Source organism: Cognatiluteimonas weifangensis (assembly GCF_003416885.1).
Classification (GTDB): Bacteria; Pseudomonadota; Gammaproteobacteria; order Xanthomonadales; family Xanthomonadaceae; genus Cognatiluteimonas; species Cognatiluteimonas weifangensis.
Genome location: NZ_QVPD01000004.1, coordinates 132,011 through 158,069 on the forward strand (window position 1 = coordinate 132,011; position 26,059 = coordinate 158,069).

General features: G+C 70.5%; 22 protein-coding genes. 13 read left to right on the forward strand and 9 right to left on the reverse strand.

Annotated features, from left to right (window positions below; all coding sequences use genetic code 11):
- Positions 1-8: 8 nt before the first annotated feature.
- The gene (locus tag D0Y53_RS05345) at positions 9-350 is read right to left on the reverse strand and encodes a 4a-hydroxytetrahydrobiopterin dehydratase (RefSeq protein WP_117202181.1); all 342 of its coding nucleotides are present in this window, start codon (positions 348-350) and stop codon (positions 9-11) included.
- Positions 351-462: 112 nt separating this feature from the next.
- Between D0Y53_RS05345 and D0Y53_RS05350 the strand changes: the two genes are divergently transcribed.
- Together D0Y53_RS05350 and D0Y53_RS05355 are read left to right on the forward strand one after the other, a co-directional pair.
- A complete protein-coding gene (locus D0Y53_RS05350; protein WP_117202182.1) occupies positions 463-1,056 on the forward strand; it encodes an NfuA family Fe-S biogenesis protein in 594 nt (197 codons plus the stop codon).
- A 24-nt stretch (positions 1,057-1,080) separates the two neighbouring features.
- The gene (locus D0Y53_RS05355; protein WP_117202183.1) at positions 1,081-2,760 is read left to right on the forward strand and encodes a hypothetical protein; all 1,680 of its coding nucleotides are present in this window, start codon (positions 1,081-1,083) and stop codon (positions 2,758-2,760) included.
- 1,071 nt (positions 2,761-3,831) lie between these two features.
- On the opposite strand, the gene D0Y53_RS05360 is transcribed toward D0Y53_RS05355, so the two are convergent.
- Complete coding sequence (locus D0Y53_RS05360) at positions 3,832-4,251, reverse strand: c-type cytochrome (RefSeq protein WP_117202184.1); 420 nt, start codon at positions 4,249-4,251, stop codon at positions 3,832-3,834.
- 11 nt (positions 4,252-4,262) lie between these two features.
- The gene (locus D0Y53_RS05365) at positions 4,263-4,625 is read right to left on the reverse strand and encodes a c-type cytochrome (RefSeq protein WP_117202185.1); all 363 of its coding nucleotides are present in this window, start codon (positions 4,623-4,625) and stop codon (positions 4,263-4,265) included.
- 253 nt (positions 4,626-4,878) lie between these two features.
- Between D0Y53_RS05365 and D0Y53_RS05370 the strand changes: the two genes are divergently transcribed.
- From D0Y53_RS05370 to D0Y53_RS05380, 3 genes are all read left to right on the forward strand, one after another.
- On the forward strand, positions 4,879-6,021 hold the full coding sequence (locus tag D0Y53_RS05370; RefSeq protein WP_117202186.1) for an efflux RND transporter periplasmic adaptor subunit: 1,143 nt from the start codon (positions 4,879-4,881) through the stop codon (positions 6,019-6,021).
- A gap of 83 nt (positions 6,022-6,104) precedes the next feature.
- Positions 6,105-9,527: an efflux RND transporter permease subunit gene (locus D0Y53_RS05375; RefSeq protein ID WP_117202323.1), complete on the forward strand. Its 3,423-nt coding sequence runs from the start codon at positions 6,105-6,107 to the stop codon at positions 9,525-9,527.
- Positions 9,528-9,555: 28 nt separating this feature from the next.
- Complete coding sequence (locus D0Y53_RS05380) at positions 9,556-12,648, forward strand: efflux RND transporter permease subunit (RefSeq protein WP_117202187.1); 3,093 nt, start codon at positions 9,556-9,558, stop codon at positions 12,646-12,648.
- Between the two features lie 216 nt (positions 12,649-12,864).
- Here D0Y53_RS05380 and D0Y53_RS05385 read toward each other — a convergent pair whose 3' ends face one another.
- The 5 genes from D0Y53_RS05385 to ykgO all read right to left on the reverse strand — a co-directional run bounded on the left by D0Y53_RS05385 (position 12,865) and on the right by ykgO (position 16,957).
- Entirely contained in the window at positions 12,865-14,097 is a 1,233-nt protein-coding gene (locus D0Y53_RS05385) for a TraB/GumN family protein (protein ID WP_117202188.1), read from the reverse strand.
- Positions 14,090-14,974 (reverse strand): carbon-nitrogen hydrolase, encoded by an 885-nt coding sequence (locus D0Y53_RS05390; RefSeq protein WP_117202189.1) that lies wholly within the window; start codon positions 14,972-14,974, stop codon positions 14,090-14,092. The genes D0Y53_RS05385 and D0Y53_RS05390 overlap by 8 nt, the downstream gene beginning before the upstream one ends.
- Positions 14,975-15,091: 117 nt before the next feature.
- Complete coding sequence (locus D0Y53_RS05395; protein WP_117202190.1) at positions 15,092-16,204, reverse strand: agmatine deiminase family protein; 1,113 nt, start codon at positions 16,202-16,204, stop codon at positions 15,092-15,094.
- Positions 16,205-16,331: 127 nt separating this feature from the next.
- Positions 16,332-16,658, reverse strand: coding sequence for a hypothetical protein (locus tag D0Y53_RS05400; RefSeq protein ID WP_117202191.1), 327 nt, complete (start codon positions 16,656-16,658; stop codon positions 16,332-16,334).
- Between the two features lie 173 nt (positions 16,659-16,831).
- A complete protein-coding gene (gene ykgO, locus D0Y53_RS05405; RefSeq protein WP_005913193.1) occupies positions 16,832-16,957 on the reverse strand; it encodes a type B 50S ribosomal protein L36 in 126 nt (41 codons plus the stop codon).
- A gap of 132 nt (positions 16,958-17,089) precedes the next feature.
- Here ykgO and cmk point away from each other — a divergent pair, with 132 nt between their 5' ends.
- The 8 genes from cmk (at position 17,090) to galU (ending at position 25,392) form a co-directional block, all read left to right on the forward strand.
- Positions 17,090-17,794 carry a (d)CMP kinase gene (gene cmk / locus D0Y53_RS05410; protein WP_117202192.1) on the forward strand — a complete coding sequence of 235 codons (705 nt, stop codon included), beginning with the start codon at positions 17,090-17,092 and terminating at the stop codon, positions 17,792-17,794.
- Positions 17,795-17,965: 171 nt separating this feature from the next.
- Positions 17,966-19,666 (forward strand): 30S ribosomal protein S1, encoded by a 1,701-nt coding sequence (gene rpsA / locus D0Y53_RS05415; protein WP_117202193.1) that lies wholly within the window; start codon positions 17,966-17,968, stop codon positions 19,664-19,666.
- Positions 19,667-19,741: 75 nt separating this feature from the next.
- A complete protein-coding gene (locus D0Y53_RS05420) occupies positions 19,742-20,044 on the forward strand; it encodes an integration host factor subunit beta (protein ID WP_117202324.1) in 303 nt (100 codons plus the stop codon).
- 93 nt (positions 20,045-20,137) lie between these two features.
- Positions 20,138-20,392, forward strand: a complete 255-nt coding sequence (locus D0Y53_RS05425; RefSeq protein WP_117202194.1) for a lipopolysaccharide assembly protein LapA domain-containing protein — start codon at positions 20,138-20,140, stop codon at positions 20,390-20,392.
- A gap of 2 nt (positions 20,393-20,394) precedes the next feature.
- Positions 20,395-21,573, forward strand: coding sequence for a lipopolysaccharide assembly protein LapB (gene lapB / locus D0Y53_RS05430; protein ID WP_117202195.1), 1,179 nt, complete (start codon positions 20,395-20,397; stop codon positions 21,571-21,573).
- Positions 21,574-21,575: 2 nt separating this feature from the next.
- Positions 21,576-22,577: an MraY family glycosyltransferase gene (locus D0Y53_RS05435; RefSeq protein ID WP_233511668.1), complete on the forward strand. Its 1,002-nt coding sequence runs from the start codon at positions 21,576-21,578 to the stop codon at positions 22,575-22,577.
- Positions 22,574-24,478: a polysaccharide biosynthesis protein gene (locus D0Y53_RS05440; protein WP_117202197.1), complete on the forward strand. Its 1,905-nt coding sequence runs from the start codon at positions 22,574-22,576 to the stop codon at positions 24,476-24,478. Before D0Y53_RS05435 ends, D0Y53_RS05440 begins: the two co-directional genes overlap by 4 nt.
- Positions 24,478-25,392, forward strand: a complete 915-nt coding sequence (galU, locus tag D0Y53_RS05445; RefSeq protein ID WP_117202198.1) for a UTP--glucose-1-phosphate uridylyltransferase GalU — start codon at positions 24,478-24,480, stop codon at positions 25,390-25,392. Before D0Y53_RS05440 ends, galU begins: the two co-directional genes overlap by 1 nt.
- A 25-nt stretch (positions 25,393-25,417) precedes the next feature.
- Here galU and D0Y53_RS05450 read toward each other — a convergent pair whose 3' ends face one another.
- On the reverse strand, positions 25,418-26,050 hold the full coding sequence (locus tag D0Y53_RS05450; protein ID WP_147319011.1) for a hypothetical protein: 633 nt from the start codon (positions 26,048-26,050) through the stop codon (positions 25,418-25,420).
- Positions 26,051-26,059 lie beyond the last annotated feature (9 nt).

Consider the following 26,059-nt stretch of genomic DNA (forward strand, 5'->3'; position numbering starts at 1 on the left):
GCACGCGCCTACGCGAACAGCGTGTCGGCCCGGGCCGCGCAGATGAAGTCGTTCTCCGACAGGCCGCCGGCGTCGTGGGTGGAATAGCGCACCACGCAGCGGTCGTAGTGCACCGACAGGTCGGGATGGTGGTTCTCGCGGTTGGCCATGTGCGCCAGCGCGTTGACGAAGGAGATCGTGCGGTAGTAGTCGGCAAAACCGAAGGTCCGGGTCAGCGCCTTGCCGTCTTCCGCCAGTTCCCAGTCGGGCACGTCCGGCAGCAACTCGCGGATGCGGGCTTCGGGCAGCCGGTGTTCGCTGCCGTGGCGCGCGATGCAGTGGGCCTGGGCGAGGGGGATGAGGTCGGACATGGCTGGCTCCTGCTGGGCCCGGGGAGGGGGTACCGATGCACCCAAGCACATCGGTCGTCGCTGGCGGGTGCAGGCGCGCGATACCCGGCGCGCCTGCCGCTAGAATAACGGCATGATCCAGATCTCCGAGTCCGCCCAGGCGCATTTCCGCAAGCTGATCGAGCGCGAAGACCTGCCGGGCCTGGGCGTGCGCCTGGCCGCCTATCTGCCGGGCACCACCAAGGCCGACGTGCGGCTGGCGTTCGCCGAGCCGGCCGACCTGGAGGGCGACGAGCAGGCGGTGCAGTACGCCGGGTTCACGCTCTGGGTGGACGCGGCCAGCGCGCCTTACCTGGACGGGGCGCAGATCGACTACGAGCAGCAGGCCACCGGTGGCCGGCTGCAGATCCGTGCGCCCGGGATCAAGAGCAAGGAGCCGGATCCCTCGGCGCCGCTGACCGACCGGGTGGCGTGGCTGATCGAGCACGAAATCAACCCGCAGCTGGCCATGCACCACGGCCACGTCGAGCTGGAGGGCGTCACCGAGGACGGCATCGTGGTGCTGGTGTTCGGCGGCGGCTGCCACGGCTGCGGCCAGGTCGACAACACGATCAAGAACGGGATCGAGAAGACCCTGTTCGCCAGGGCGCCGGGGGTGACCGGGGTGCGCGATGTCACCGACCACGACAGTGGCAAGAACCCCTACGCGCCGCGCAGCACGGCGTAGGCGCGGCACCGGCGCGAGCGGCCCGTGACGGCATTCTCCTCCGCCGAACTGATCGAGGCCTTGCGCCGGCGGCTGCGCAGGTCGCTGCGCCCGGAGCGGCCGCCGGGCGAATTCCCGCCGGGTTGGCGCGACTGGTTCGCGGCGATGCCCCGCAGCGTTGGCGGCGTCCATGGTGCCCGCGCCGAGGCGATCGTCGCGCTCCTGCTGCAGCGCACGCCGCGGCCACCGCCCCGGCGCAGCCCTGAACTCAGCCACTGGCAAGCCTTCGCGAGCCTGTGGCGGCAGCAGTGGCAGCCGCCGGAACCCGAGGACCGGCGCCAGCGCATCGCTGCCGGCGCCATCACCGTGGTGGTGCACCTGGTGCTGGCGATCGCGCTGTTGTGGCTGGCCGAAGTACGCTTCGCCGGCGAGCCGGCGCCGCGCGGCGAGGATGTGGTGCAGGTCGAGTTCATCGGCGAGGGCACGCCGCAGGTACCGGGGGGCGGGGCGCCCGGCGGCCAGGTGGAAACCAGGGCTGCGGCGGCGCCGGCCCGGCCCGGGGCCACCGCACGCCAGGCCCCGGCCCCGCAGCCGCAGTTGCAGCCGCCGCCGTCGCCATCGGTTGCAGCGCCGGCCGCCCCGCCGGTGACGGCCGCCGAACCGCCCGCGCCGGCGCCGGAAGTGGCGGCCGCGCTCGCGCAGCCGCTGCAGGTGACGCAGACGCCGCAGCCCGACAGCACGTTCCTGTTGCCTGCGCCGGTGCCGCGGGTGCCGGTGTTGCGGCAGCCGCAGTTGACGGTGCCGGAACTGCGAGAGCCGGTACGCACGCTCGAAGTGGCGGAGGCGCCGGCCCCCGCCGCGAAGCCGGTCGAGCGGATCCAGCCCCGCCTGCCCGCCGCGCAGGTCGCGGTCCCGCAACTGCACACCCGGGTGGAAGCGTTGCCGGCGCCGGTGCCCTTGCCGGACGCCAGCGCGCGGCAGGTGCAGATCCCGCAGGCGCAGCTGACGGTGCCGAGCCTGCCGGCGCCTGCTGCGTTGCCGGTCGCGGCAGCCGCCAATGCGGTCGCGGCCGACGCTGCGGCGGCAGATCGGGCTCCGGGCACCGCCGGCATTGCGGCGGACCGTGCCGCCCCCGCGTCCGGGGCGGTTCCGGGTGCGGCCGCGACGCAGTCCGGGGGCCCGCCTGCGCCGGGCAGCGGCAGCCAGGCTGCGGCGACGGGTACCGGTACCGGCCCCGAGCCGGCGGCCCGGCCCGGCGGCTGGCCGAGTGCGCAAGCCGGCGACGACTGGGGGCTGTCGGACCGCAATCGCCCCGGGGCACAGGCGGGCAAGCCCGGGCTGTTCGATGGCGACGGCCGTCCGCGCCTGCCGCCGGGCAGCCAGCAGGCGCCGGGCGGAGGCCTGCCACCGGGCGCGGTCGAGGAAAGGATCGCCAATCTCGATCGCGCCGGCACCTGGCTCCGACGGCCGCCGATCGATTACACGCCGACCCGCTTCGACCGGTTCTGGATACCTGGCGAGACGCTGCTGGAGGAGTGGGTGCGACGCAACATCCGCGAGGTCTCGATTCCGATTCCCGGCACCTCGAAGAAGCTGCGCTGCGTGGTCTCGCTGCTGCAGCTGGGCGGCGGTTGCGGCATCACCGACCCGAACCTGCAGGACCAGGAAGCCGGCGCCCGCCCGCCGCCGGACGTTCCGTTCAAGCCGGAATTGCAGGACAAGTGAGCGCGTTTCACCGATGCCCCTGCGGCATCGGCGTCGCTCGCCGGCGCACAGCCCCGGTGGCCGGCCGGGCGACCCGAAGCGACCACCGTCGCCTCGACGGCCACAGTCGCCCGCGCGAAGCGGCGTTACCGATTTGCGTGCGCAAGGAGGGCCAGAACCTGCCTCGTTGCTTGACGGGAGCGGTCGCCCCCCTTTTCGGGGATCGGCTTCGGCAGGAGGCGTCGCCCTGCGGGCTGGGTGCTGCGCCCTCCCGGCGACGTCCTGTCTTCAAGTCGGGGCGCGGGCCATTCATGCCCTAACGGGCCGTCACGTCTGCAATCTGGAGATCGGCTTCGGAGAGAGTCGCCGTCCGGCGGGCTGGGGGTGCTGCGCCCTCCTGACGACCTCCTGTCTTTAAGTCGGGGCGTGGGCCATGCATGCCCTAACGTGCCGTCACGCCTGCAATCTTGAGATCGGCTTCGGAGGGAGTCGCCGCCCGGCGGGCTGGGGGTGCTGCGCCTCCTGACAACCTCCTGTCTTCAAGTCGGGTCGTGGACCCTCCATGGTCCACTCTCCGCACCCCCAGCCCGTCGGCCGGCGACTGCGTGAGATTGGAGGTTCGTCGCTTCGGCTGGTTTTTTCTGCAAGCGCCGACTCACTTGCCAGAAGCCGGTGGCCCGGCCTGTGCGGGACCGTCGGCGGCATGGATGCCGCCGAGGAGCCTACAGGGACGTATTCACGGCGTGTCCCGTACAGGCCGGGCCGCCGGCTTCCCCCCACGGAAGCTTCCGCGCTCGGAGACGGATTCACAGCGGCTTCTTCCGCGCCCCGCACAGCCGCCGGCTTCCCTACAGAGGGTTTTTTTCCGCACTTGAAGGATGCATTCACGGCGGGCCCCGCACAGGTCGGGCCGCCGGCTTCCTCGCGGAGGTTCCCGCACTTGAAGCATGCATTCGCGGCATGTCCTGCACAGGCCAAGCTACCGGCTACCCCGCGGAGATTCCCGTGCTTGGCGGAAGAACCGAAAAACCCGGCCGGAGCCGGGTTTTGGTGTCGGTCGCGCGGATGCCCGCGGCTCGATGAAGCGGGTGGCTACAGCCCGCGCAGGTCGCGCAACTGCGAGGGTTGCGCTCCGAAGTACGCGGCGAGGTCGGCGATCTGCTGGTCGGTGAGGGCCTTGGCCTGGGCCGCCATGATGTCGGCGGTCGGGCTGCCGCCGCGCTGGCCGCTGCGGTACATCTGCAGCGAGTGGGCGATGTAGTCGGAGTACTGGCCGCCGATCTTGGGATAGGCCGGGGTGATCGGCGCGTTGCCCTGGGCACCGTGGCAAGCGGTGCAGGTCGTGGCGAGCTGCTCGCCGGCGGCGGCATGGCCCTCCGGCAGGCCGGCGGAGGAAGTGGCGGGAGCTTCGGCCGCGGCGTGCCCGCTGGCGGCCTGGTCGCCCGGGCTGCAGGCGGCGAGGGTGGCGGTGGCGGCGAGCAGGGCGATGGCGAGGAGAGGCGATTTCGTCATGGGAGGTCTGCTCACTTCAGGCTGGACAGGAAGGCGGCGATGTCGGCGATGTCCTGCTCCGAAAAGCTGCCGGCCTGGGCCTGCATCGTCGGGTGCTTGCGCTTGCCCTGCCGGTATTCGGTCAGGGCGTTGGCCAGATACTCGGCCGACTGTCCGCCGATCCTGGGCACGTGGTAGTTGGGGTAGGCGTTCTTGTAGCCGACCACGCCATGACAGCCCTGGCAGGTGTAGGCCAACTGCTTGCCGCGGGCGAGGGCATCGCCCGCGGCCGCGGGCGGCGTCGCGGTGGCGGCAGGCGCCGCGGCGGGTTCCTGGGCCATGGCGCCGGTGGCGGCCAGGGCCAGGCTGGAGGCAATCAACAACGATCGGATCATGGGCTTGTCCGCTGTCGGAAGACGAATCGGGAGTGCGCCGGCTGTGCAACCCGCAGCGCACGATTCGTCCAGTATAGCGACGTCGCGTTCACAAGCCCAAGCGCAAGGCTGGCTGTCGCCGGCGCGGCCGCCGCTCCGGCGAACGGACGCGGCCGCGGGTCCCCGGAAAAAATGCACCATGACCTCTGGCGGATTTGGGCTTTTTGCCGTGGGTGATATACCTAGATACAACACCCCTACGACGAGCCTTCCCATGATCCTCCCGACCGACCCCGCCCGCGGCCGATCGCGCCTGCTGGCGCCGCTGCTGCTGTGCGTGCTGTTGCCCGCGGTGTTCGCGCTGGGCGCCTGCAAGCGCGGCGGCGACGGCGCGCAGGCTGCCGGCAAGGACGCCGACAAGGGGCCCGAAGCGGTGCCGGTGGAAGTCGTCGCGGTCGGCCGGCGGGCGATCGCCGCCAGCTATGCCGGCACCGCGGCGCTGGAAGCGCGCGCCGAGTCGCAGGTGGTCGCCAAGACCTCCGGAGTGGCGTTGAGCGTGCTGGTCGAGGAAGGCCAGCAGGTGCGCGCCGGGCAGGTGCTGGTGCGGCTGGATTCGGCGCGCGCCGCGCTGCAGGCCGCGCAGACCGCGGCGCAGATGCGCAAGCTGGAGAGCAACTACGCGCGTTCGCTGCAACTCGCCGAGCAGAAGCTGATCAGCGCCAACGACATCGACCAGATCCGCTACGACCTGGAGAATGCGCGCGCGGCCAATCGCCTGGCCAACCTCGAGTTGTCCTACGCCAACGTCGTCGCGCCGATCTCCGGCGTGGTCGCGCAGCGTTCGATCAAGCCGGGCAACTTCGTCCAGATCAACACCCCGATCCTGCGCATCGTCGATACCTCGCGGCTGGAGGCGACCCTGAACGTGCCTGAGCGCGAACTGGCCACGCTCAAGGCCGGGTTGCCGGTGCGGCTGCGCGTGGACGCGCTGCCGGGGCGGGATTTCGCCGGCAGCGTGGACCGGGTCGCGCCGGTGGTGGATGCGGGCAGCGGCACCTTCCGCGTGATCTGCGCCTTTGCCGGCGACGGCGTGCTGCAGCCGGGCATGTTCGGGCGTCTGCAGATCGACTACGACCACCGCGCCGATGCGCTGGCGATCCCGCGCGGCGCGCTGCTCGACGACGAGGCGCAGCCGGCGGTGTACACCGTGCGCGCCGGCAAGGCGGTGCGGGTGCCGGTAAGCCTGGGCTACGTCGACGGCGAATGGGTCGAGCTGCGCGGCGGCCTGAAGCAGGGCGAACCGGTGGTCACCGCAGGCAAGGTCGCGTTACGCGAAGGCAGTCCGGTGCAGGTGATCGGCGCGCCGGCCGCGCCGGCCGCGGCCCGGCCCGCCGCTGCCACGGGCGCCAAACAGTGAGTTCGCCCGTCTCCGGCGCCCCGGGGCCGGTGCCCGGGTTCGAGCTGGTCGAGTTCGCCACCCGCCGCCGGGTGACGGTGGCGATGGTGACGCTGACCTTCGTGCTGTTCGGCCTGATCGCGCTGGGCAACCTCAAGGTCAACCTGCTGCCGGACCTGAGCTATCCGACCCTGACCGTGCGCACCGAATACACCGGCGCGGCGCCGTCGGAGATCGAGACCCTGATCGCCGAGCCGGTCGAGGAAGCGCTCGGCGTGGTCAAGAACCTGCGCAAGCTCAAGTCGGTATCGCGCACCGGGCAGAGCGACGTGGTGCTGGAGTTCGCCTGGGGCACCGACATGGACCAGGCGAGCCTGGAGGTACGCGACAAGATGGAGGCGCTACAACTGCCGCTGGAGGCCAAGGCGCCGGTGCTGTTGCGCTTCAATCCCTCGACCGAGCCGATCATGCGTCTGGCGTTGTCGGCCAAAGACGCGGGCACGAGCGCGGCCGAGGCACGGCGGCAGCTGATCGAATTGCGCCGTTACGCCGACGACGACCTGAAGAAGAAGCTCGAGCCGGTCGCCGGGGTCGCTGCGGTCAAGGTCGGCGGCGGCCTGGAGGACGAGATCCAGGTCGACATCGACCAGCAGAAGCTGGCGCAGCTCAGCCTGCCGATCGACACCGTGATCCAGCGCCTGCAGCAGGAGAACATCAACATCTCCGGCGGACGCCTGGAAGAGGGCTCGCAGCGCTATCTGGTGCGCACCGTCAACCAGTTCGCCAGCGTCGAGGAAATCCGCAACATGCTGGTCACCACGCAGGCGGCCGGCGGCGGCGCGGCGGCGAGCGCGGCCGAACAGATGGCGCGGGTGGCCGCGGCCACCGGCGACGCCAGCGCGATGGCCGCGGCCGCCTCGGTGCAGAGCGCATCCGCGGCCGACAGCAGCGCCGCGGCCGGCGGCGTGCCGGTGCGGCTCAAGGACGTCGCCAGCGTGCGCCAGGGCTACAAGGAGCGCGAGGCGATCATCCGCCTGGGCGGCAGGGAAGCGGTGGAACTGGCGATCTACAAGGAGGGCGACGCCAACACCGTCGCCACCGCCGACGCGATCGAAAAACGCCTGCAGCAGATCCGGACGCAGATCCCGCCGGACGTCGAACTGACCACCATCGACGACCAGTCGCAGTTCATCCGCCACGCCATCAGCGACGTCAAGACCGACGCGGTGATCGGCGGCGTGCTGGCGATCCTGATCATCTTCCTGTTCCTGCGCGACGGCTGGAGCACGTTCGTGATCGGGCTGTCGCTGCCGGTCTCGATCGTCACCACGTTCTTCTTCATGGACCAGCTCGGGCTGAGCCTCAACGTGATGTCGCTGGGCGGCCTGGCGCTGGCCACCGGGCTGGTGGTGGACGACTCGATCGTGGTGCTGGAGTCGATCGCCAAGGCGCGCGAGCGCGGCCTCGGCATCCTCGAGGCGGCGATCGCCGGCACCCGCGAGGTCAGCATGGCGGTGATGGCCTCGACCCTGACCACGGTTGCGGTATTCCTGCCGCTGGTGTTCGTGCAGGGCATCGCCGGCGAGCTGTTCCGCGACCAGGCGTTGACCGTGGCGCTGGCGATCGGCGTGTCGCTGGCCGTGGCGATGACACTGATCCCGATGCTCAGCGCGCTCAAGGGGCGGCCGCCGATGGCGTTTCCGGAAGAGCCCGCGCATCCGCGCTGGCAGCCGGGCGCGCGCTGGCAGAAACCGCTGGCGACGACCGGGCGTGGCCTGGGCGGACTCGTGCGCGGCGTTTTCTTCGGCGTCGCCTGGGCCGCGGTGCGCCTGTGGCGCGGCCTCGTGGCCGTGGTCGGCCCGCTGATGCGCGAGGCCAGCGAGCTGGCGATGGCACCGTACGCGCGCGCCGAACGCGGCTACCTCAAGTTGCTGCCGGGTGCGCTGCGGCGGCCGTGGCTGGTGCTGGGCTTTGCGGCGGCCGCGTTCGCGGCGACCGTGCTGGTGGTGCCGCTGCTGGGCGCCGACCTGATCCCGCAGCTGGCGCAGGACCGCTTCGAGATGACGGTCAAGCTGCCGCCGGGCACGCCGCTGGCCGAAACCGATGCGCTGGTGCGGCAGTTGCAGCGCGCGCACGGCAAGGACCCCGGCATCCGCGCGCTGTACGGCGTCAGCGGCAGCGGCACGCGGCTGGACGCCAACCCGACCGAGTCCGGCGAGAACATCGGCAAACTCACCGTGGTGATGGAAGACGGCGGCAGCGAGGAGCTGGAGGCCAGCGAAACCGAGAAGCTGCGCGCCTCGATGCGCGCCCACCCCGGCGCACAGGTCGACTTCAGCCGCCCGCAGCTGGTCAGCCTGTCGACGCCGCTGGAGATCGAGCTGCGCGGCCAGGACCTGGAGACGATCCGCGTCGCCGGGCAGAAAATGGCCACGCTGCTGCGCGGCAACCCGCACTACGCCGACGTCAAGTCGACCGTGGAGCAGGGCTTCCCGGAGATCCAGATCCGCTTCGACCAGGAGCGCGCCGGCGCGCTCGGACTGACCACGCGGCAGATCGCCGACATCGTGGTGAAGAAGGTCAAGGGCGACGTCGCCACCCGCTACAGCTTCCGCGACCGCAAGATCGACGTGCTGGTGCGCGCGCGCGAATCCGATCGCGCCTCGCTGCAGGACATCCGCCAGCTGATCGTCAATCCCGGTAGCGCGCGTCCGGTGCGGCTGGAGTCGGTCGCCGAGATCGTCGCCACCACCGGCCCCAGCGAGATCCACCGTGCCGACCAGGTGCGCGTGGCGATCGTCTCGGCCAACCTGCGCGACATCGACCTGGGTACCGCGGTCGACGAAGTCCACGCCATGGTCGCCGCCGACCCGCTCGGCGCCGGGGTCGGCATGCACATCGGCGGCCAGGGCGAGGAGCTGGCGGAATCGATCCGCTCGCTGCTGTTCGCGTTCGGGCTGGCGATCTTCCTGGTGTACCTGGTGATGGCCTCGCAGTTCGAGTCGCTGCTGCATCCGTTCGTGATCCTGTTCACCATCCCGCTGGCGCTGGTCGGCGCGGTGCTGGCGTTGCTGCTGACGCGCTCGCCGGTGTCGGTGGTGGTGTTCATCGGCCTGATCCTGCTGGTCGGGCTGGTGGTCAAGAACGCGATCATCCTGATCGACAAGGTCAACCAGTTGCGCGAGGCCGGGGTGGCCAAGCGCGAGGCGCTGGTGGAGGGCGCGCGCTCGCGCCTGCGGCCGATCGTCATGACCACGCTGTGCACGCTGTTCGGCTTCCTGCCGCTGGCGCTGGCGTTCGGCGAAGGCGCCGAGGTGCGCTCGCCGATGGCGATCACGGTGATCGGCGGCCTGCTGGTGTCCACGCTGCTGACGCTGGTGGTGATTCCGGTGGTGTACGACCTGCTCGACCGCCGCCCGGACGCGTACTACCGCGAGCGCGCCCGCCGCGTGCGCGTGGAGTCAGTCGCTGCCGCCGAGCGCCTGCGGCACGACCAGGATCCGCTGGCCGACGCGGGGTCGGCATGAGGACCGCGATCCCGGGGGCGGCCGCGCCATGACCACCATCGCCGAGCGCAGCATCCGGCGGCCGGTCACCACGGTGATGCTGTTCGTGTCGCTGTTCGTGATCGGCCTGATCGCGGCGGTGCGGTTGCCGCTGGAATCGTTCCCGGAGGTCACGCCGCCGTTCATCTTCGTGTCGCTGCCGTACGCAGGTTCCACCCCGGACGAGGTCGAGCGCAGCCTGCTGCGCCCGGTCGAGGACACCCTGGCGACGATGAGCGGCATCAAGTCGATGGAGTCCACCGCGCGTTCGGACAACGCCGGCATCTTCATCATGTTCAACGACTGGGAACGCGACACGGCGATCGCGGCCTCGGAGGCGCGCGAGCGCATCGACGCGATCCGCGGCGAGCTGCCGGACGACCTGCAGCGCTACAACGTGTTCAAGTGGTCCACCAACGACCAGCCGGCGTTGAGCCTGCGCCTGACCGGCGCGACCGACATGACCGGCCAGCACGACCTGATCGACCGCGAATTCAAGCGCCGGCTGGAGCGGCTGCCCGGAGTGGCGCGGGTGGAAGTGGAGGGCGTGCCGGAAAACGAGGTGGAGATCGCGATCGACCCCGATCGCCTCTCCGCGCACGGCCTCGATCTCAACGCCCTGACCACGCGGCTGCAGAGCGTCAACTTCTCGGTCTCCGCCGGGCAGATCGACGACGCCGGGCGCCGCCTGCGGGTGCGCCCGATCGGCGAGCTGAGCGACCTGGACCAGTTGCGCGGGCTGGTGATCGACGACGACGGCCTGCGCCTGGGCGACATCGCCCAGGTGCGACTGAAACCGGAACGGATGACCTACGAGCGCCGCGTCGACGGCCACCCGTCGGTCGGCGTGGACATCTACAAGGAGCGCAGCGCGAACCTGGTGGCGATGTCGCGCGTGGCGCTGGCCGAGGTCGAGGCCATCTCCAGGGAGCCGGCGCTGGCGGGGATCGACATCGACGTCACCGACAACCAGGGCGAGAACGTCACCAGCTCGCTGCGGGAACTGGCCGAAGCCGGCACCATCGGCCTGCTGCTGTCGATCGCGGTGCTGTTCTTCTTCCTGCGCCACTGGGCCTCGACCCTGATGGTGACGCTGGCGATCCCGATCTGCTTCGTGATCACGCTGGGCTTCATGTACTTCGCCGGGGTCACCCTCAACGTGCTGTCGATGATGGGCCTGCTGCTGGCGATCGGCATGCTGGTCGACAACGCGGTGGTGGTGGTCGAGAGCATCTACCAGGAGCGCGAACGCATGCCCGGGCAGCCGCGGCTGGCCTCGGTGGTCGGCACCCGGCACGTGGCCATCGCGCTGTCGGCCGGCACCCTGTGCCACTGCATCGTGTTCGTGCCGACGCTGTTCGGCGACCGCAACTTCCTCAGCATCTACCTGGCGCAGATCGCGATCACCATCTCGGTGTCGCTGCTGGCCTCCTGGCTGGTCGCGGTCAGCCTGATCCCGATGCTGTCGGCCAAGCTGAAGACGCCGCCGGCGGTGCGCGACGAGCGCGGCCTGATCGTGCGCATGCAGCAGCGCTACGCCCGGATCCTGCGCTGGACCCTGGAGCACCGCGGTTGGAGCGTGCTGGGCATCGCGCTGATCGTGGCGGTCAGCATCGTGCCGATGACCCTGACCAAGACCAACATGTTCGGCGGCGACGAGGCCGGCGAGGCCGACATCTACTACCAGTGGAAGGGTTCCTACACCCGCGAGCAGATGTCCGACGAGGTGCGTCGGGTCGAGCGCTACATCGACGCCAACCGCGAGCGCTTCCGCGTCGCCCAGGTGTACTCGCGCTTCAGCGAGCAGGGCTGGGCCCGCACCGAGGTCAAGTTCGACAGCAAGGACCCGGCGGTCACCGGCCCGTTGGTGGAGGAAATCCGCAAGGGCCTGCCCAAGTCGGCCCGCGCCAACCTCGGCATCGGCGACCAGGGCGGCGCCGGCAGCGGCGGCGCGCCCGGGCAGAAGGTGGAGGTGCGGCTGGTCGGCGATTCGACCCGGACCCTGCAGGAACTCGCCGACGAGGTGGTCCCGATCCTGGCGCGTCGCAAGCAGCTGCAGGACGTGCGCGTGGACACCGGCGACAGCAGCAGCGAGCTCACGGTGCGCGTGGACCGCGAGCGCGCGGCGGCGTTCGGGTTCGGCGCGCAGGAGGTGGCGCGCTTCGTCGGGCTGGCCTTGCGCGGCGCGCCGTTGCGCGAATTCCGCCAGGGCGAGAACGAGTTGCCGGTATGGGTGCGCTTCGCCGGCGCCGACGACTTCGGCGCCAAGGACCTGGAGAGTTTCAGCGTGCGCGCGCCCGACGGCCGCAGCGTGCCGCTGCTGGCGATGGTCGATGTGACGCTGCGGCCCGCGGCGACCCAGATCAAGCGCAACGACCGCCAGACCACGCTCACCATCCAGGCCAGCCTCGGCAAGGACGTGACCATGCCCGAGGCGCGCAAGGCGATGGAGCAGACGCTGCAGTCGCTGACGTTCCCGGCCGGCTACGGTTACAGCTTCGAAGGCGGCGGCTTCCAGGACGACCAGGAGGCGATGCAGCAGATGCTGTTCAACCTGGCGATCGCGCTGGTGATGATCTACGTGGTGATGGCGGCGGTGTTCGAATCGCTGCTGTTCCCCTCCGCGATCATGAGCGGCGTGCTGTTCTCGGTGTTCGGGGTGTACTGGCTGTTCTGGCTGACCGGTACCGAGTTCAACATCATGGCCTTCATCGGCATCCTGGTGCTGATGGGCGTGGTGGTGAACAACGGCATCGTGCTGGTGGAGCACATCAACAACCTGCGCCGGCGCGGCATGGGCCGCACCGAGGCGCTGGTCACCGGCGGACGCGAACGGCTGCGGCCGATCCTGATGACGATGGGCACCGCGATCCTGGCGATGGTGCCGATCGCGATCGGCAACACGCAGCTGGCCGGCGACGGCCCGGCCTACTACCCGATGGCGCGCGCGATCGCCGGCGGGCTGGCGTTCTCGACGGTGGTGAGCCTGCTGTTCCTGCCGACCATCTACGCGATCCTGGACGACCTGAGCCACGGTACCGCGCGCCTGCTGCAGCACGCGCGCCGCCGCCGCGGCGATCCGCTTCCGTCTCCCGCCGTTTGAGTCCTGGCGGGGCCGTCCCGGCCCTGCCTCGCCCCGGCCGCGCGCGCGTCGACACGCCGCCCGGCCGGCGCTGCGGTTGCCGTGCGGCGGAAGGGATCGCAGTGGGCATGCAGGCAGGACCACGGGTGGCCTGCGTCCGCGATATCGATCTGGGCGACGGGGGCCGAGCGCGCTACCCCCGCCGCGATTCCCGCCCCCGGGCCCGAAGCAACGCCCTCAGGCGAGGAGCTTGCCGAGCATCCTGGCGCCGCCCAGCCACACGCCGATGGCGGTGCCCAGGCTGGTGAGGAAGAAGTTCAGCAGCACCCGCGCCACGCGGTTGCGCCACCAGCCGCGCACGCTGGCGACATCGTTGCGCAAGGCCATGAAATCGGCGTAGGTCGGCTTGCGGACCCAGGCTTCCACCAGCGCGCTGAGCGTGCCGGAGGCCAGCGCCGGATGCAGCGGCGTGACCGGCGAGGCGATGAACGCGGTGAGGATGCTGAGTGGATGGCCGCCGGCCGCGGCGCAGCCGACGGCGCCGAGGCTGCCGGTGAGCAGCACCCAGTACAGCAGCAGGTCGGCGCCGACATCGACGCCGCCGTGCCAGAAGCCCCAGGCGAACCCGCCCAGCACGAATGCCGCCAGGGCGAGCGTGAACCACGGGATCGGCGACTTCTGCCGCAGCGTTTCCAGCTCGGCGCGAACCGTCGCCGGCGCCTGCGTGTCCTCGCGCAGGTGTCGCGCCAGCCCCTGCAGATGGCCGGCACCGACCACCGCCAGCACCTCGCGCGCGCCGCTGGCCGCGGTGGCCGATTCGCGCAGGCGCGCGGCCATGTAGCGGTCGCGCTCGGCGATCACGGTGTCGTACAGGGCCGGATTGTCGGCGGCGAACTCGCCGAAGCTGGCTTCCAGCAGGTCGCCCTGCTTGAGCTTCTCGATCTCGGCGTCGCCGACTTCCTCGTCGCCGAACAGCGCCGCGACCAGGCCGCCGGCGAGCTTCGCCCGGCCCCACCAGCCCAGCCGCTGCGAGGTGCGCCGGAAGGTCAGACCGACGTCGCGGTCGATCAGGTGCAGCGTCAACCCGCGCCCGCGCGCCTCCAGTGCCGCGGCCTTGAGCTCGGCGCCGGGCTCGATGCCGAGCTGCTCGGCCAGCCGGCGCTGGTAGGCAGCCAGCCCGAGATTGGCGGCGAACAGCGCGGTCTTGCCGGACCGGATCACCTGCACCAGGTCCAGCCGGGCCAGCGCATCGGGATCGGTCAGCGACTGCAGCCGTTGCGGATCGAGCTCCACGGCGATGGTGTCGAAGGCGTCGCTGTCGATCGCCGCGCGCACCGCGGCGACGCTGCTGCTGGAGACGTGCGCGGTGCCCAGCAGCGTGTAGCGCACGCCATCGCGCTCGACCAGCGCATGCGGCTGCGTGCGCCAGTCCTGCGGTGCGGCCGGGTTCGCGGCGGCGGCGTCAGTCACGGTAACGCTTCGTCAGATCGCCGTACGCATCGATGCGGCGGTCGCGCAGGAACGGCCAGATCCGGCGCACGTGCTCGCTGCGCTGCAGGTCGACCTCGGCCAGCAGCAGCTGCGGCTCGCCGCCGGCTTCGGCGATGAACTCGCCCTGCGGGCCGAGCACATGGCTGTTGCCCCAGAAGTCGATGCCGGAGGCCTCCAGTGGCGAGGGTTCGTGGCCGACACGGTTGCACGAGAGCACCGGCAGGCCGTTGGCGACCGCGTGCCCGCGGTGGCTGAGGATCCAGGCGTCGCGCTGCCGGTTCTTCTCGGCCGCATCGTCGTCCGGATCCCAGCCGATCGCGGTCGGGTACAGCAGCAGTTCCGCGCCGGCCAGCGCCATCAGGCGCGCGGCTTCCGGATACCACTGGTCCCAGCACACCAGCACGCCCAAGCGCCCGACGCTGGTGTCGATCGGGGTGAAGCCGAGGTCGCCGGGGGTGAAGTAGAACTTCTCGTGGAAACCGGGATCGTCCGGGATGTGCATCTTGCGGTAGGTGCCGGCGAGCCGGCCGTCGGCGTCCAGCACCACCGCGGTGTTGTGGTACAGCCCGGGCGCACGCCTCTCGAACAGCGAGCCGACCAGGACCACGCCGTGCTGCCGGGCCAGTTCGCCCAGGCGTTGCGTGGTGGGCCCGGGGATCGGTTCGGCGCGGTCGAACTCGGCCACCGCTTCGTGCTGGCAGAAGTAGGCACCGTTGTGCAGTTCCTGCAGCAGCACCAGCTTCGCGCCCTGGCGCGCGGCTTCAGCCACGCGTTGCGCGATCACCGCCAGGTTGGCCGCGGGGTCGCCGTGGTTGGTTTCCTGTACCAGGGCTACCGGGAGTGTCTTCGTCGTCATGCGGGCATTGTAGGGGGGCGTGGGGCCACGGGCTTGCGGGGTTTGCGCGACCCGCCGCAGCGCATCCGGCGACCTGCTCGCGACGGGCCTGGCGGCATTCGGGAGGAACTGCCTGCCTTACACCAGGCCGGCAGGCAGCTGCATGGTGAGGCAGTGCAGGCTGCCGTTTTGCCAGATCAGCGGCCGGCACGGCACCGGCACGATCTCGCGGCCCGGGAAAGCGTCCGCGAGCACTGCGGCGGCGGCGGCGTCGATGCGGGTTTCCTCGGCGGTCAGGCCGTAGGCGGGCATCAGCACCGCACCGTCGACGATCAGGAAGTTGGCGTAGCTGGCTGCCAGGCGCCGGCCGTGGTCGTGGATCGGCCGCGGCCAGGGCAGCGGAAACAGCCGATAGGGGCGGCCGTCGCGGGTGCGCAGGGCGGCGAGTTCGGCGGCCATGGCCTGCAATTCGGCATGGTGCGTATCGGCGGGATCGTCGCAGGCCTGGAACACGATCGCATCGGTGGCGGCGAAGCGGGCGAGGGTGTCGATGTGGGCGTCGGTGTCGTCGCCCTCGAGGTAGCCGTGGTCCAGCCACAGCACGCGCTCCTGCCGGAGCCAGCCGGCGAGCCGGTTCGACAGCGTCTCCCGCGTCGTCTGCGGGTGACGCTCGTGGAGGCAGCGCCAGGTGGTCAGCAGCGTGCCGGCCCCGTCAGTCTCGATTGCGCCACCTTCCAGTGCAAAATCAATGCTATGGCGCTTGCTCTTGATGAAGATTCCCGCTTGCTGGAGGCGCTCGACCAGGCGGTCGTCCCGGCGGGCATCGAACTTGCCGCCCCAGCCGGTGAAGCGGAAGTCGAGCAGGTGGAACCGCGGCGCCTCGGCCGCCGGCTGCGCAGGCTCCTTTTCTTCCGCCGGCGGAGACGGGGAGGCTGGCGGGCCGCCTGCGGCGACCAGCGTGATCGGGCCGCTGTCGCGCAGCCAGGTATCGTCGTAAGGCGCGGATACGAAGCGCACGCGGGCCATGTCGACCCGTGCCGAGACCAGGCGGGCGCGGGCATGGGCTTCCACGGCGTCGTCGGCGACGCAGACCAGCACCGGTTCGAAGCGGACGATGGCGGCGACCAGCGCGATGTAGGTGTCCTCGACCGCAGCCAGGCGCTCGGCCCAGTCGGTGCCGGCGTGCGGCCAGGCGATCAGGACCGCGGACTGGGGTTCCCATTCCGCGGGAAAACGCAGCGATGCGGTCATCGGCGCAGCGCCGCGCGGCTTGCGGCGGTCGCACCTGCGCCGGCCTGTGGGCCGGGTTCGCGCCGGTGCCGGTGGGGAGGGCCGCAACGGGAGCGGCCCGGGTTCCGGCCGGGGCGGGGTGCCATCATCAACGGATCGCCGGCTTGGGGCCGATTTCGGCGGCGTCCGCCTGGTTGGCGACGGCATCGATCACGTGGCCGTGCTCGAAATACACGGTGAAGGCCGGGTAGCTCCAGCGGTGGATGGTCGGCCATTGCCGTTTCTGTCCGCCGCGCGGCTCCAGGCGCCCGGCCGGGGCGCCGAAGCGGGCTTCGACCTGGGCCATGGTCATGCCGCGGGTCGGCAGCGCCGCCGGGTTCTCCTGCTGCACGCGATCGATCAACAGGGTTTCGGCCGTGGCCGTACCGGCAAGCGCGAACAGGGCCAGCAGCGAAACGGTGCGAAGGCGGTTCATGGCGCGACTCCTCGAGCGGTGGACGTGGGTTGTAGCAGATCGCCAGGGCGACAGGCTACGCCGCAACGGCGAGGGCGACGGGCCAGCGCCGCCACCGGGGCGCGCCAATGCAAAAGGCCGCATCGCTGCGGCCTTTCGGGCCCCGCACCGGGGTGCGGGCAAACCTGCCGAACTCAGCGCTGGCGCGCCTTGAACCGCGGATTGGATTTGCAGATCACGAAGACCTTGCCACGACGGCGGACCACCTTGCAGTCGCGGTGACGGGTCTTCGCCGACTTCAGGGAGGACAGGACCTTCATGGCGGAACCTCGGCAAAAAATGGGCGGGGACAACGAAGCCGTGCATTCTAGCGTGCTTTTCTTCGTCCATTCAAGTGCTTGCGGGACCCGGCCAGGCGTCCCGCTACAATCCCCGCGAACCCTGGGGGCGGCATGTCCGACGAAACCAATCCGGCGACCGATCCGGCGATCCCGGTCCTGACCATCGACGGCCCCTCGGGCTCGGGCAAGGGCACCGTCAGCCGGCTGGTCGCCCGCGCGCTGGGCTGGCATTACCTGGATTCGGGCGCCCTGTATCGCGCCGTGGGGGTCGCCGCCGGCTGGGCGGGGCTGGATCTGGACGATGCCGGCGCGCTGGTGCGCTGCGCCTTCGACACCGACATCGCCTTCCGCGAGGCCGCCGACGGCGAACTGCGGGTGCTGGTCAACGGCCACGACGCCACCGACGAACTGCGCACCGAAACCGCCGGCGCCGCGGCCTCGGCCATCGCCGCCATCCCCGAGGTGCGGGCGGCGCTGCGGGACCGGCAGCGCGCCTTCCGCCAGCCGCCGGGGCTGGTGGCCGACGGCCGCGACATGGGCACGGTCATCTTCCCGGATGCCCGGTTCAAGGTGTTTCTCACCGCCAGCGCCGAAGAACGGGCGGAAAGACGCTATAAGCAGTTGAAGGACAAAGGGGTTTCCGTTACATTGGCCGGTCTGCTGCGGGAGATTCTGGCCCGCGACGCCCGCGACGCCAGCCGCGCGGTGGCGCCATTGCGACCGGCCGAAGACGCCGTGCGCATCGACACCACCGGCCTGCCGATCGCCGCGGTCGTCGAACGCGTGCTGGCATTGTTGCCGGCACGCCGGGACTAGCGCTCGCGCCGCAGACCAGCCCCCGCCCGCAACCGCGGCCGGGTCATCCACCTCGCACATGGCGCCAGTTTCGATCCCGGTTTCCTTCGAAGCGCCGCGCCACACCCCAGGTGGGTCGGACGCACCGCCAATGCCGGCGGCCCCGGCCCGTGTATCCACCAGAGATTTTTCATGACTCCTGCAACCACCGAATCCTTCGCCGAACTGTTCGAACAGAGCCAGGCCCACATCGCCAAGCTCAAGCCCGGCGCCATCGTCAGCGGCGTCGTGGTCGACGTGCGCTCCGACGTGGTCGTCATCAACGCCGGCCTCAAGTCCGAGGGCATCGTCCCGATCGAACAGTTCCGCAACGACGCCGGCGAGATCGACGTGGGCATCGGCGACACCGTCAAGGTGGCGCTGGACGCGCTCGAAAACGGCTTCGGCGAGACCGTGCTGTCGCGCGAGAAAGCCAAGCGCGCGATGGTCTGGGACGAACTCGAGGAAGCGCTCGAGAAGAACGAGACCATCACCGGCCGCATCAGCGGCAAGGTCAAGGGCGGCTTCACCGTCGACATCAAGGACGTCCGCGCGTTCCTGCCGGGCTCGCTGGTCGACGTGCGCCCGGTCCGCGACCCGGTGTACCTGGAAGGCAAGGAGCTGGAGTTCAAGCTCATCAAGCTCGACCGCAAGCGCAACAACGTGGTGGTCTCGCGCCGCGCGGTGGTCGAGAGCGAACATTCCGAGGAGCGCGAGGCGCTGCTGGAGAAGCTGGTCGAGGGCGCCGTGCTCAAGGGCGTGGTCAAGAACCTGACCGACTACGGCGCGTTCGTGGACCTCGGCGGCATCGACGGCCTGCTGCACATCACCGACATGGCCTGGAAGCGCGTGCGCCATCCGTCGGAAGTGGTGGAAGTCGGCCAGGAGCTCGACGTGCGCGTGCTCAAGTACGACCGCGAGCGCAACCGCGTCAGCCTCGGCCTGAAGCAGCTGGGCGAGGATCCGTGGGACAACATCGGCCGCCGCTACCCGGCCAACACCCGCGTGTTCGGCAAGGTCTCCAACGTCACCGACTACGGCGCGTTCGTCGAGATCGAGCCGGGCGTCGAGGGCCTGGTGCACGTGTCCGAGATGGACTGGACCAACAAGAACGTCAACCCGTCCAAGGTCGTGCAGGTCGGCGACGAGGTGGAGGTCATGGTCCTGGACGTGGACGAGGAGCGCCGCCGCATCTCGCTGGGCATCAAGCAGGTCACCAGCAACCCGTGGGAGACCTTCGCCGCGATCCACAAGAAGGGCGACAAGGTCGAGGGCCAGATCAAGTCCATCACCGACTTCGGCATCTTCATCGGCCTGGAAGGCGGCATCGATGGCCTGATCCACCTGTCCGACATCAGCTGGAACTCCACCGGCGAGGACATCGCCCGCAACTACAAGAAGGGCGACACCCTGGAAGCCGTGGTGCTGGCGGTGGATCCGGAGCGCGAGCGCATCTCGCTGGGCGTCAAGCAGCTCGAGCAGGATCCGATGGGCCAGTTCCAGGCCACCAACGCCCGCGGCTCGATCGTCAAGGGCACGGTCAAGGAAGTCGACGCCCGCGGCGCCACCATCGACCTGGGCGATGGCGTCGAGGGTTACCTGGCCGCGCGCGACATCGCCCACGAGCGGGTCGAGGACGCCAGCCAGCGGCTCAAGGTCGGCGACGCGATCGAGGCCAAGATCGTCGGCACCGACCGCAAGAGCCGGCTGATGCAGCTCTCGATCAAGGCCAAGGACGAGGCCGAGACCCAGGAGGCCCTGGCCGAGTACAACAAGTCCGCAGCGGACGCCTCCAGCGGCACCACCAAGCTCGGCGCGCTGCTGCGCGAGCAACTCGAGCACAAGTCCGAGTAAGTACCGTAGGCACCCTGCAGCGGCCCGGCGCTCCATCGCCGGGCCGTCTGCCGCACCCGAGCCGGCCGCGTGTCCATGACCAAGTCCGAACTGATCGAGATCCTCACCCGGCGTCAGGGGCATCTGAAGGCGGAGGACGTCGATCTGGCGGTCAAGTCGCTGCTGGAAATGATGGGGGGTGCGCTCGCCGGGGGCGAACGCATCGAGATCCGCGGTTTCGGCAGTTTCTCCCTGCATTACCGTCCGCCGCGCACCGGCCGCAATCCGAAAACCGGCGATGCGGTGGCCCTGCCTGGCAAGTACGTCCCGCACTTCAAGCCGGGCAAGGAATTGCGCGAGCGCGTCAGCGGCGCGATGCCGGTCGCCGCCGACGACTAGAATGTCCCGCGCCAGGGCCGCCGGCTCCGGCATGGCTGAACAAGGCGGGACGCCTCGGCTAAGCTGGCGCGCACACGCACCCGGAGCCGAACGATGCGCCTGATCCGCCTCCTGATCGCGATCCTCTTCCTCGTCGCCGGCCTGGCCATCGGCGGACTCAACCCGCAGCCCGTGGTGCTGGACCTGGGCATCGCCTCGCTGCGCGCGACGCTGGGCGTCAGCGTGCTGGCGGGGTTGCTGGTCGGCGTCGTCGTGGGTGGGCTGGTACTGACCACAGCCGTGGTGTTGCCGCTGCGCCAGCGCCTGCGCCGCGCGCTCGCGTCCGCGGCCGCGAAGCCGGAGCGCTGAGCATGGCTTTCCTCGACCAGTGGTTCTGGTTCGTGCTGCTGCTGCCACTGGCCGCGCTCAGCGGCTGGGTGATCGGCCGTCGCGGCGGCGAGCGCCACAGCGACAGCCAGGTCAGCAAGCTCTCCACCACCTATTTCCGCGGCCTGAACTACCTGCTCAACGAGCAGCCCGACAAGGCGATCGAGCTGTTCCTGCACATCGCCGAGCTGGACAAGGACACCTTCGAGACCCAGGTCGCGCTCGGCCACCTGTTCCGCCGCCGCGGCGAGGTCGACCGCGCCATCCGCCTGCACCAGGCGCTGGTGCAGCGCCCCGACCTGACCGACCAGCAGAAGGTGCAGGCGCTGCTGGCGCTGGGCGAGGACTACATGAAGTCCGGGCTGCTCGACCGCGCCGAGACGGTGTTCACGGACCTGGCTCGGATCGACCAGCGTGCGCCGCAGGCGCTGCGCCATCTGATCGGCATCTACCAGGCCGAGCGCGACTGGGCCAAGGCGATCGAGAACGCCACGCGCTATGAAGCGGTGACCGGCGAGCCGATGGGCAAGCTGGTCGCGCAGTTCGAATGCGAGCTGGCAGACCGCCAGCGCGCCTCCGGCGACATCGCCGCCGCGCGGGACTCGATCGCGCGCGCCTACGCCGCCGATTCCACGGCGGTACGCGCGGGCCTGCTGGAGGGGCGCATCGAAGTCGATGCCGGCAACGACGCCGCCGCGATCCGCGCCTTCGAGCGCGCCGCACGCCACGATCCCGACTACCTGCCAGAGATCCTGCCGTCGCTGCTGTCCAGCTATGCCCGCGTGGGCGACAGCACCGGTGCGCGCGCGTTCCTGACCGAGATGGCCGAGCATTACCGCGGAGTGTCGCCGGTGCTGGCCCTGACCCGGCTGGTCGAGGCCGATGAGGGCGCCGGTTCGGCGCGCGCCTACCTGGCGCAACAGCTCAAGGACCGGCCCTCGGTCCGCGGCGAGGCGGCCCTGATCGACCTGACCCTGATCGAGCAGGCCGATCCGGTCGCCACCCTGCACGATCTCAAGCACATTACCGACCAGTTGCTGGTGCGCAATCCGAGCTACCGCTGCAGCCGCTGCGGCTTCGGTGCGCGCAGCCACCACTGGCAGTGCCCCAGCTGCAAGGAATGGGGCACGGTCAAGCCGCTGCTCAACTACGCGGTGGTGTGAGCGTGCCCGGCGCCGGCCTGCCAGGGTGGCTTGCGCTGCATTGCGCGGTCGGCCTCATCGGCACCTGGCTCGCACGTGGTTACGCATTGCAGCACGCCTTGATCGACCAGCCGGGAGCGCGGCGCAGCCATGCCGTGCCGACCCCGCGCGGCGGCGGGATCGCGATCGTGGCGGCCCTGTTGCTGGCGCTGGCATGGCTGGCGCTGGCCGATCCGCAACACGCGCCGTTGCATGCCGCAATCGGTGCCGGGCTGTCGCTGGTCGCCGGCATCGGCTGGCTCGACGATCACCGCCCGCTGTCGCCGTGGCTGCGCCTGGCCATGCATGCGATGGCCGCAGCGCTCTTGGCCGGGGCGATCTTTGCCGCCGGGGGCGGTGCACTGGTCGCCGCGGGCGCCTTCATGCTTGCTCTGGTGCTGGTGAACGTCTGGAACTTCATGGATGGCATCGATGGTCTGGCGGCGAGCCAGGCGGCACTGGCAGCAGTGGCCTATGCCTTGCTCGCCGGCAATGGCCCGGTGTTCTGGCTGGGGCTGGCGTTGGCGGCGGCCTGCGCCGGCTTCCTGCCCTACAACTTGCCCCGGGCGCGGATCTTCCTGGGCGATGTCGGCAGCGGCGCGATCGGGTTCGCGTTGGCGGCGCTGGTCTCGATGTTGCTGCTGGGGGTCGAAGGCCGGCGGGCACCACTCCTGCTCCTCCCCCTGTGCGCATTCGCAGTTGACGCGGCGCTGACACTGGGCGCGCGCATGCTGCGCGGGGAACGCTGGTGGTTGCCGCATACCCAGCACGCCTATCAGCGCTGGGCGCGGAGCAGGGGCGGGCACGCCGGGGTGACCGCGGGCTATGCAGGCTGGACGTTCGCGGCGGGGGCGATCATGCTTGCCGCGAGCTCGCAACCGACAGTGGTTATCATGGCCTCGGTCGGGGGCGTGTATCTCGCCGCCTGCGTAGCGTGGTGGCGACTGCAAGGGATGGCCGGAAGGACCATGGAGGACAAGGGATGATCGGCTGGAAGGAGCGGGTCGGCGCCGGCTTGCCGCGTGTCGCCGTGGTCGTGCACGACCTGTGCATGGTGTGGCTGGCCTGGACCGGCTTGCATCTGTTCCGTTACGCGATGCGGGCAGAGGTTTCGCCGCTGTCGCCCTGGTCGACCGAGATCGCGCTGGTGCTGCTGGCGCAGGGCCTGGTGTTCTGGCGGGTCGGCCTGTACCGCGGCATCTGGCGCTTCGCCAGCGTTCCCGACCTGGTCAACATCCTCAAGGCCTGCGTGTTCGGCCTGCTGGCGATCGTCGCCGGCCTGTTTCTGTACAACCGGCTCGACCAGGTGCCCCGGACCGTCCTGGTGCTGTACCCGATCGTGCTCACCGCGCTGCTCGGGATGCCGCGGCTGCTGTACCGCGCCTGGAAGGACCATCAGCTGTCCAGCTCCGACCGTACCGCGTTGCGGGTGCTGATCCTGGGGGCCGGGCAGGCGGGCGAGGCCCTGGTGCGCGACCTGCGGCGCACCGGCGCCTACCAGCCGGTCGGCTTCCTCGACGACGCCAGCAGCCTGCACGGCAGCCAGCTGCAGGGTGTGCCGGTGCTGGGCCGGATCGATGAGGTCGGGCGGATCGCGCCGGAAACCGCGGCCGGGCTGCTGGTGATCGCGATGCCGTCGCTCGACGCGACGGCGATGCGTCGCATCGTGGCCATCTGCGAACGCACCGGCCTGCCGTTCCGCCGGGTGCCGCGGCTCGACGACCTGCTCGAAGGACGCTCGCTGCCCGGCGAATTGCGCGAGGTAGCGATCGAGGATCTGCTCGGCCGGCAACCCGTCACCCCCGACTGGAAGGCGATCCGCGGCTGGCTGGGCGGGCGCAGCGTGCTGGTCACCGGCGCCGGCGGCTCGATCGGCTCCGAATTGTGCCGCCAGTGCGCGCGCCACGGCGCCCGCCAGATCGCCTTGCTGGAAATCGACGAACTGGCGCTGAGCACGATCGAGACCGAATTGCGTCGCGACTTCCCCCAGATCCGCTGCGTGCCGGTACTCGGCGACTGCGGCGACCCGGCGGCGGTGCGCCACGCACTGGCACAGTCCTCGCCCGAGGCCGTGTTCCACGCCGCCGCCTACAAGCAGGTGCCTTTGCTGCAGACGCAACTGCGCGAAGCGGTCCGCAACAACGTGCTGGCCACCGAGACGGTGGCTCGGGAAAGCCAGCGTGCCAGGGTCGGCACTTTCGTGCTGATTTCCACCGACAAGGCCGTGGATCCGGTCAACGTGCTCGGGGTGACCAAGCGCCTGGCCGAAATGGTGTGCCAGGCGCTGGCCGGGCCCGGCGTCACCCGCTCGGTGACGGTGCGTTTCGGCAACGTGCTGGATTCGGCCGGCAGCGTGGTCCCGCTGTTCCGCGAGCAGATCCGCAACGGCGGGCCGGTGACCGTGACCGATCCGGAAGTGACGCGCTACTTCATGACCATTCCGGAAGCCTGCCAGCTGATCCTGCAGGCGGCGGCCTCCGGTTCGCAGCACGCGGTCTATACCCTGGACATGGGCGAGCCGATCGCGATCAAGCTGCTCGCTGAACAGATGATCCGGCTGGCCGGCAAGCAGCCCGAGCGCGACATCGCCATCGTCTACACCGGCTTGCGCGCCGGCGAGAAGCTGCACGAAACCCTGTTCCACGCCGACGAACGCTACCGGCCCACCATGCATCCCAAGATCCTGCAGGCCGAGGCGCGCGAGGTCGCGGCGGAGCGCATCGCGGAAGCCAGCGCGCGTCTGCGCGATGCGGTCGCGCGTTACGACCTGGACGAATTGGCGCTGCTGTTGCGCGAGACGGTCCCCGAGTTCGCGCCCGCCGGCGCCGCCGTGGCCGAAGCCGCCACCGTGGTCGCGTTTCCCGCCCGCAACGCCCGGAAAACATGATGGGCCAGATCCCTCAAGGCAATCGCCGCATCCGCAAGGCGGTGTTCCCGGTGGCCGGCCTGGGCACCCGGTTCCTGCCCGCTACCAAGACCGTGCCCAAGGAGATGCTGCCGATCATCGACAAGCCGCTGATCCAGTACGCGGTCGATGAAGCGATCGAGGCCGGTTGCGACACGCTGGTATTCGTGACCAATCGCTACAAGCACGCGGTCGCGGATTATTTCGACAAGGCCTACGAGCTGGAACACAAGCTCGAGCGTGCCGGCAAGACCGAGCAGCTGGAACTGGTGCGCCACGTGTTGCCCGATGGCGTGCGGGCGGTTTTCGTGACCCAGGCCGAAGCGCTGGGCCTGGGGCATGCGGTGCTGTGCGCCCAACCGGTCGTCGGCGACGAGCCGTTCGCGGTGCTGTTGCCGGATGACCTGATCTGGAACCGCGGTCCGGGGGCGCTGAAGCAGATGGCCGATGTGGCGCAGGCCACCGGCGCCAGCGTGATCGCCACCCAGGACGTGCCGCGCGCCAAGACCGGCAGCTACGGCATCGTCGCTACCGAGGATTTCAGCGGGCGCCAGGGGCGGGTGACGGCGATGGTGGAAAAGCCGGAACCGGAGGTCGCCCCGAGCACCCTGGCGGTGGTCGGGCGCTATGTCCTGTCGCCGCGCATCTTCGACCTGCTGCAGGCCACCACGCCGGGAGCCGGTGGCGAAATCCAGCTCACCGACGCGATCTCGGCGCTGCTGCGCGAACAGCCGGTGCTGGCCTATCGCTTCCAGGGAACGCGCTTCGACTGCGGCACCCACATCGGCCTGGTCGAGGCGACGATCCGCTACGCGCTGGACCACGAGATGCTCAGCGACGCCGCGCGCGTCATGATGCAGGACGCGCTGGGCGAGATGGGCGTGGTCGAGCTGTAGCTGCGGGTGGGGCCCGCGCGGGCACTTAGCCGAACCGCCACCAGGCCCACGCGGCCCAGAGCAACAGCGATGCCGCCAGCGCGATCGCGGCCAGACCGGCGCGTTCGGCTCGGCGTGCCCAGCGCAGCGCTGCGGCATCGCGCAACACGCGGACATCGCGCAGGGTTTTCCAGGCCCGGGGCGGGAACCGGCCCTCGATCCGCGACGCCAGCCCGAGCCGGCGCAAACCGGCACCCAGCAGTGCGGCCGGAACCGCCAACCCGATGCCGAGCCCGGCAAGCAATCCGCGCAGCCAGCGCCGCACGGTATCCGGATCGCTTTGCGCCAGCTGTCCGTCGATCCGCCCCAGCCAGGCTTCGAGCAGCAACAGCAGGACGGCGCACAACAGGACGGTGAAAGCCAGCAGCAACAGGGTGCGGCTGCGGTAGGACGGGTCGGCGCGATGGATTTCCATCGCTGCATCAAACTCGGCAGCGGCCGGGTTGTCCAGTCCGCCGGTCGGCGACTCGCGTGCTGCCGTCCGCATCGCAGGCGGGCCGGTGCGTGTCGACGCCGCCGGCGGCGCGGTTGCCGTCGTCGGCGCCAGGTGCCGTCGCGCAGCACACACGGCATCGCGCCCACCGCAGGCATGCCGCCGGTGCGCCGCCGCGCGCGGCAACTCAAGCCG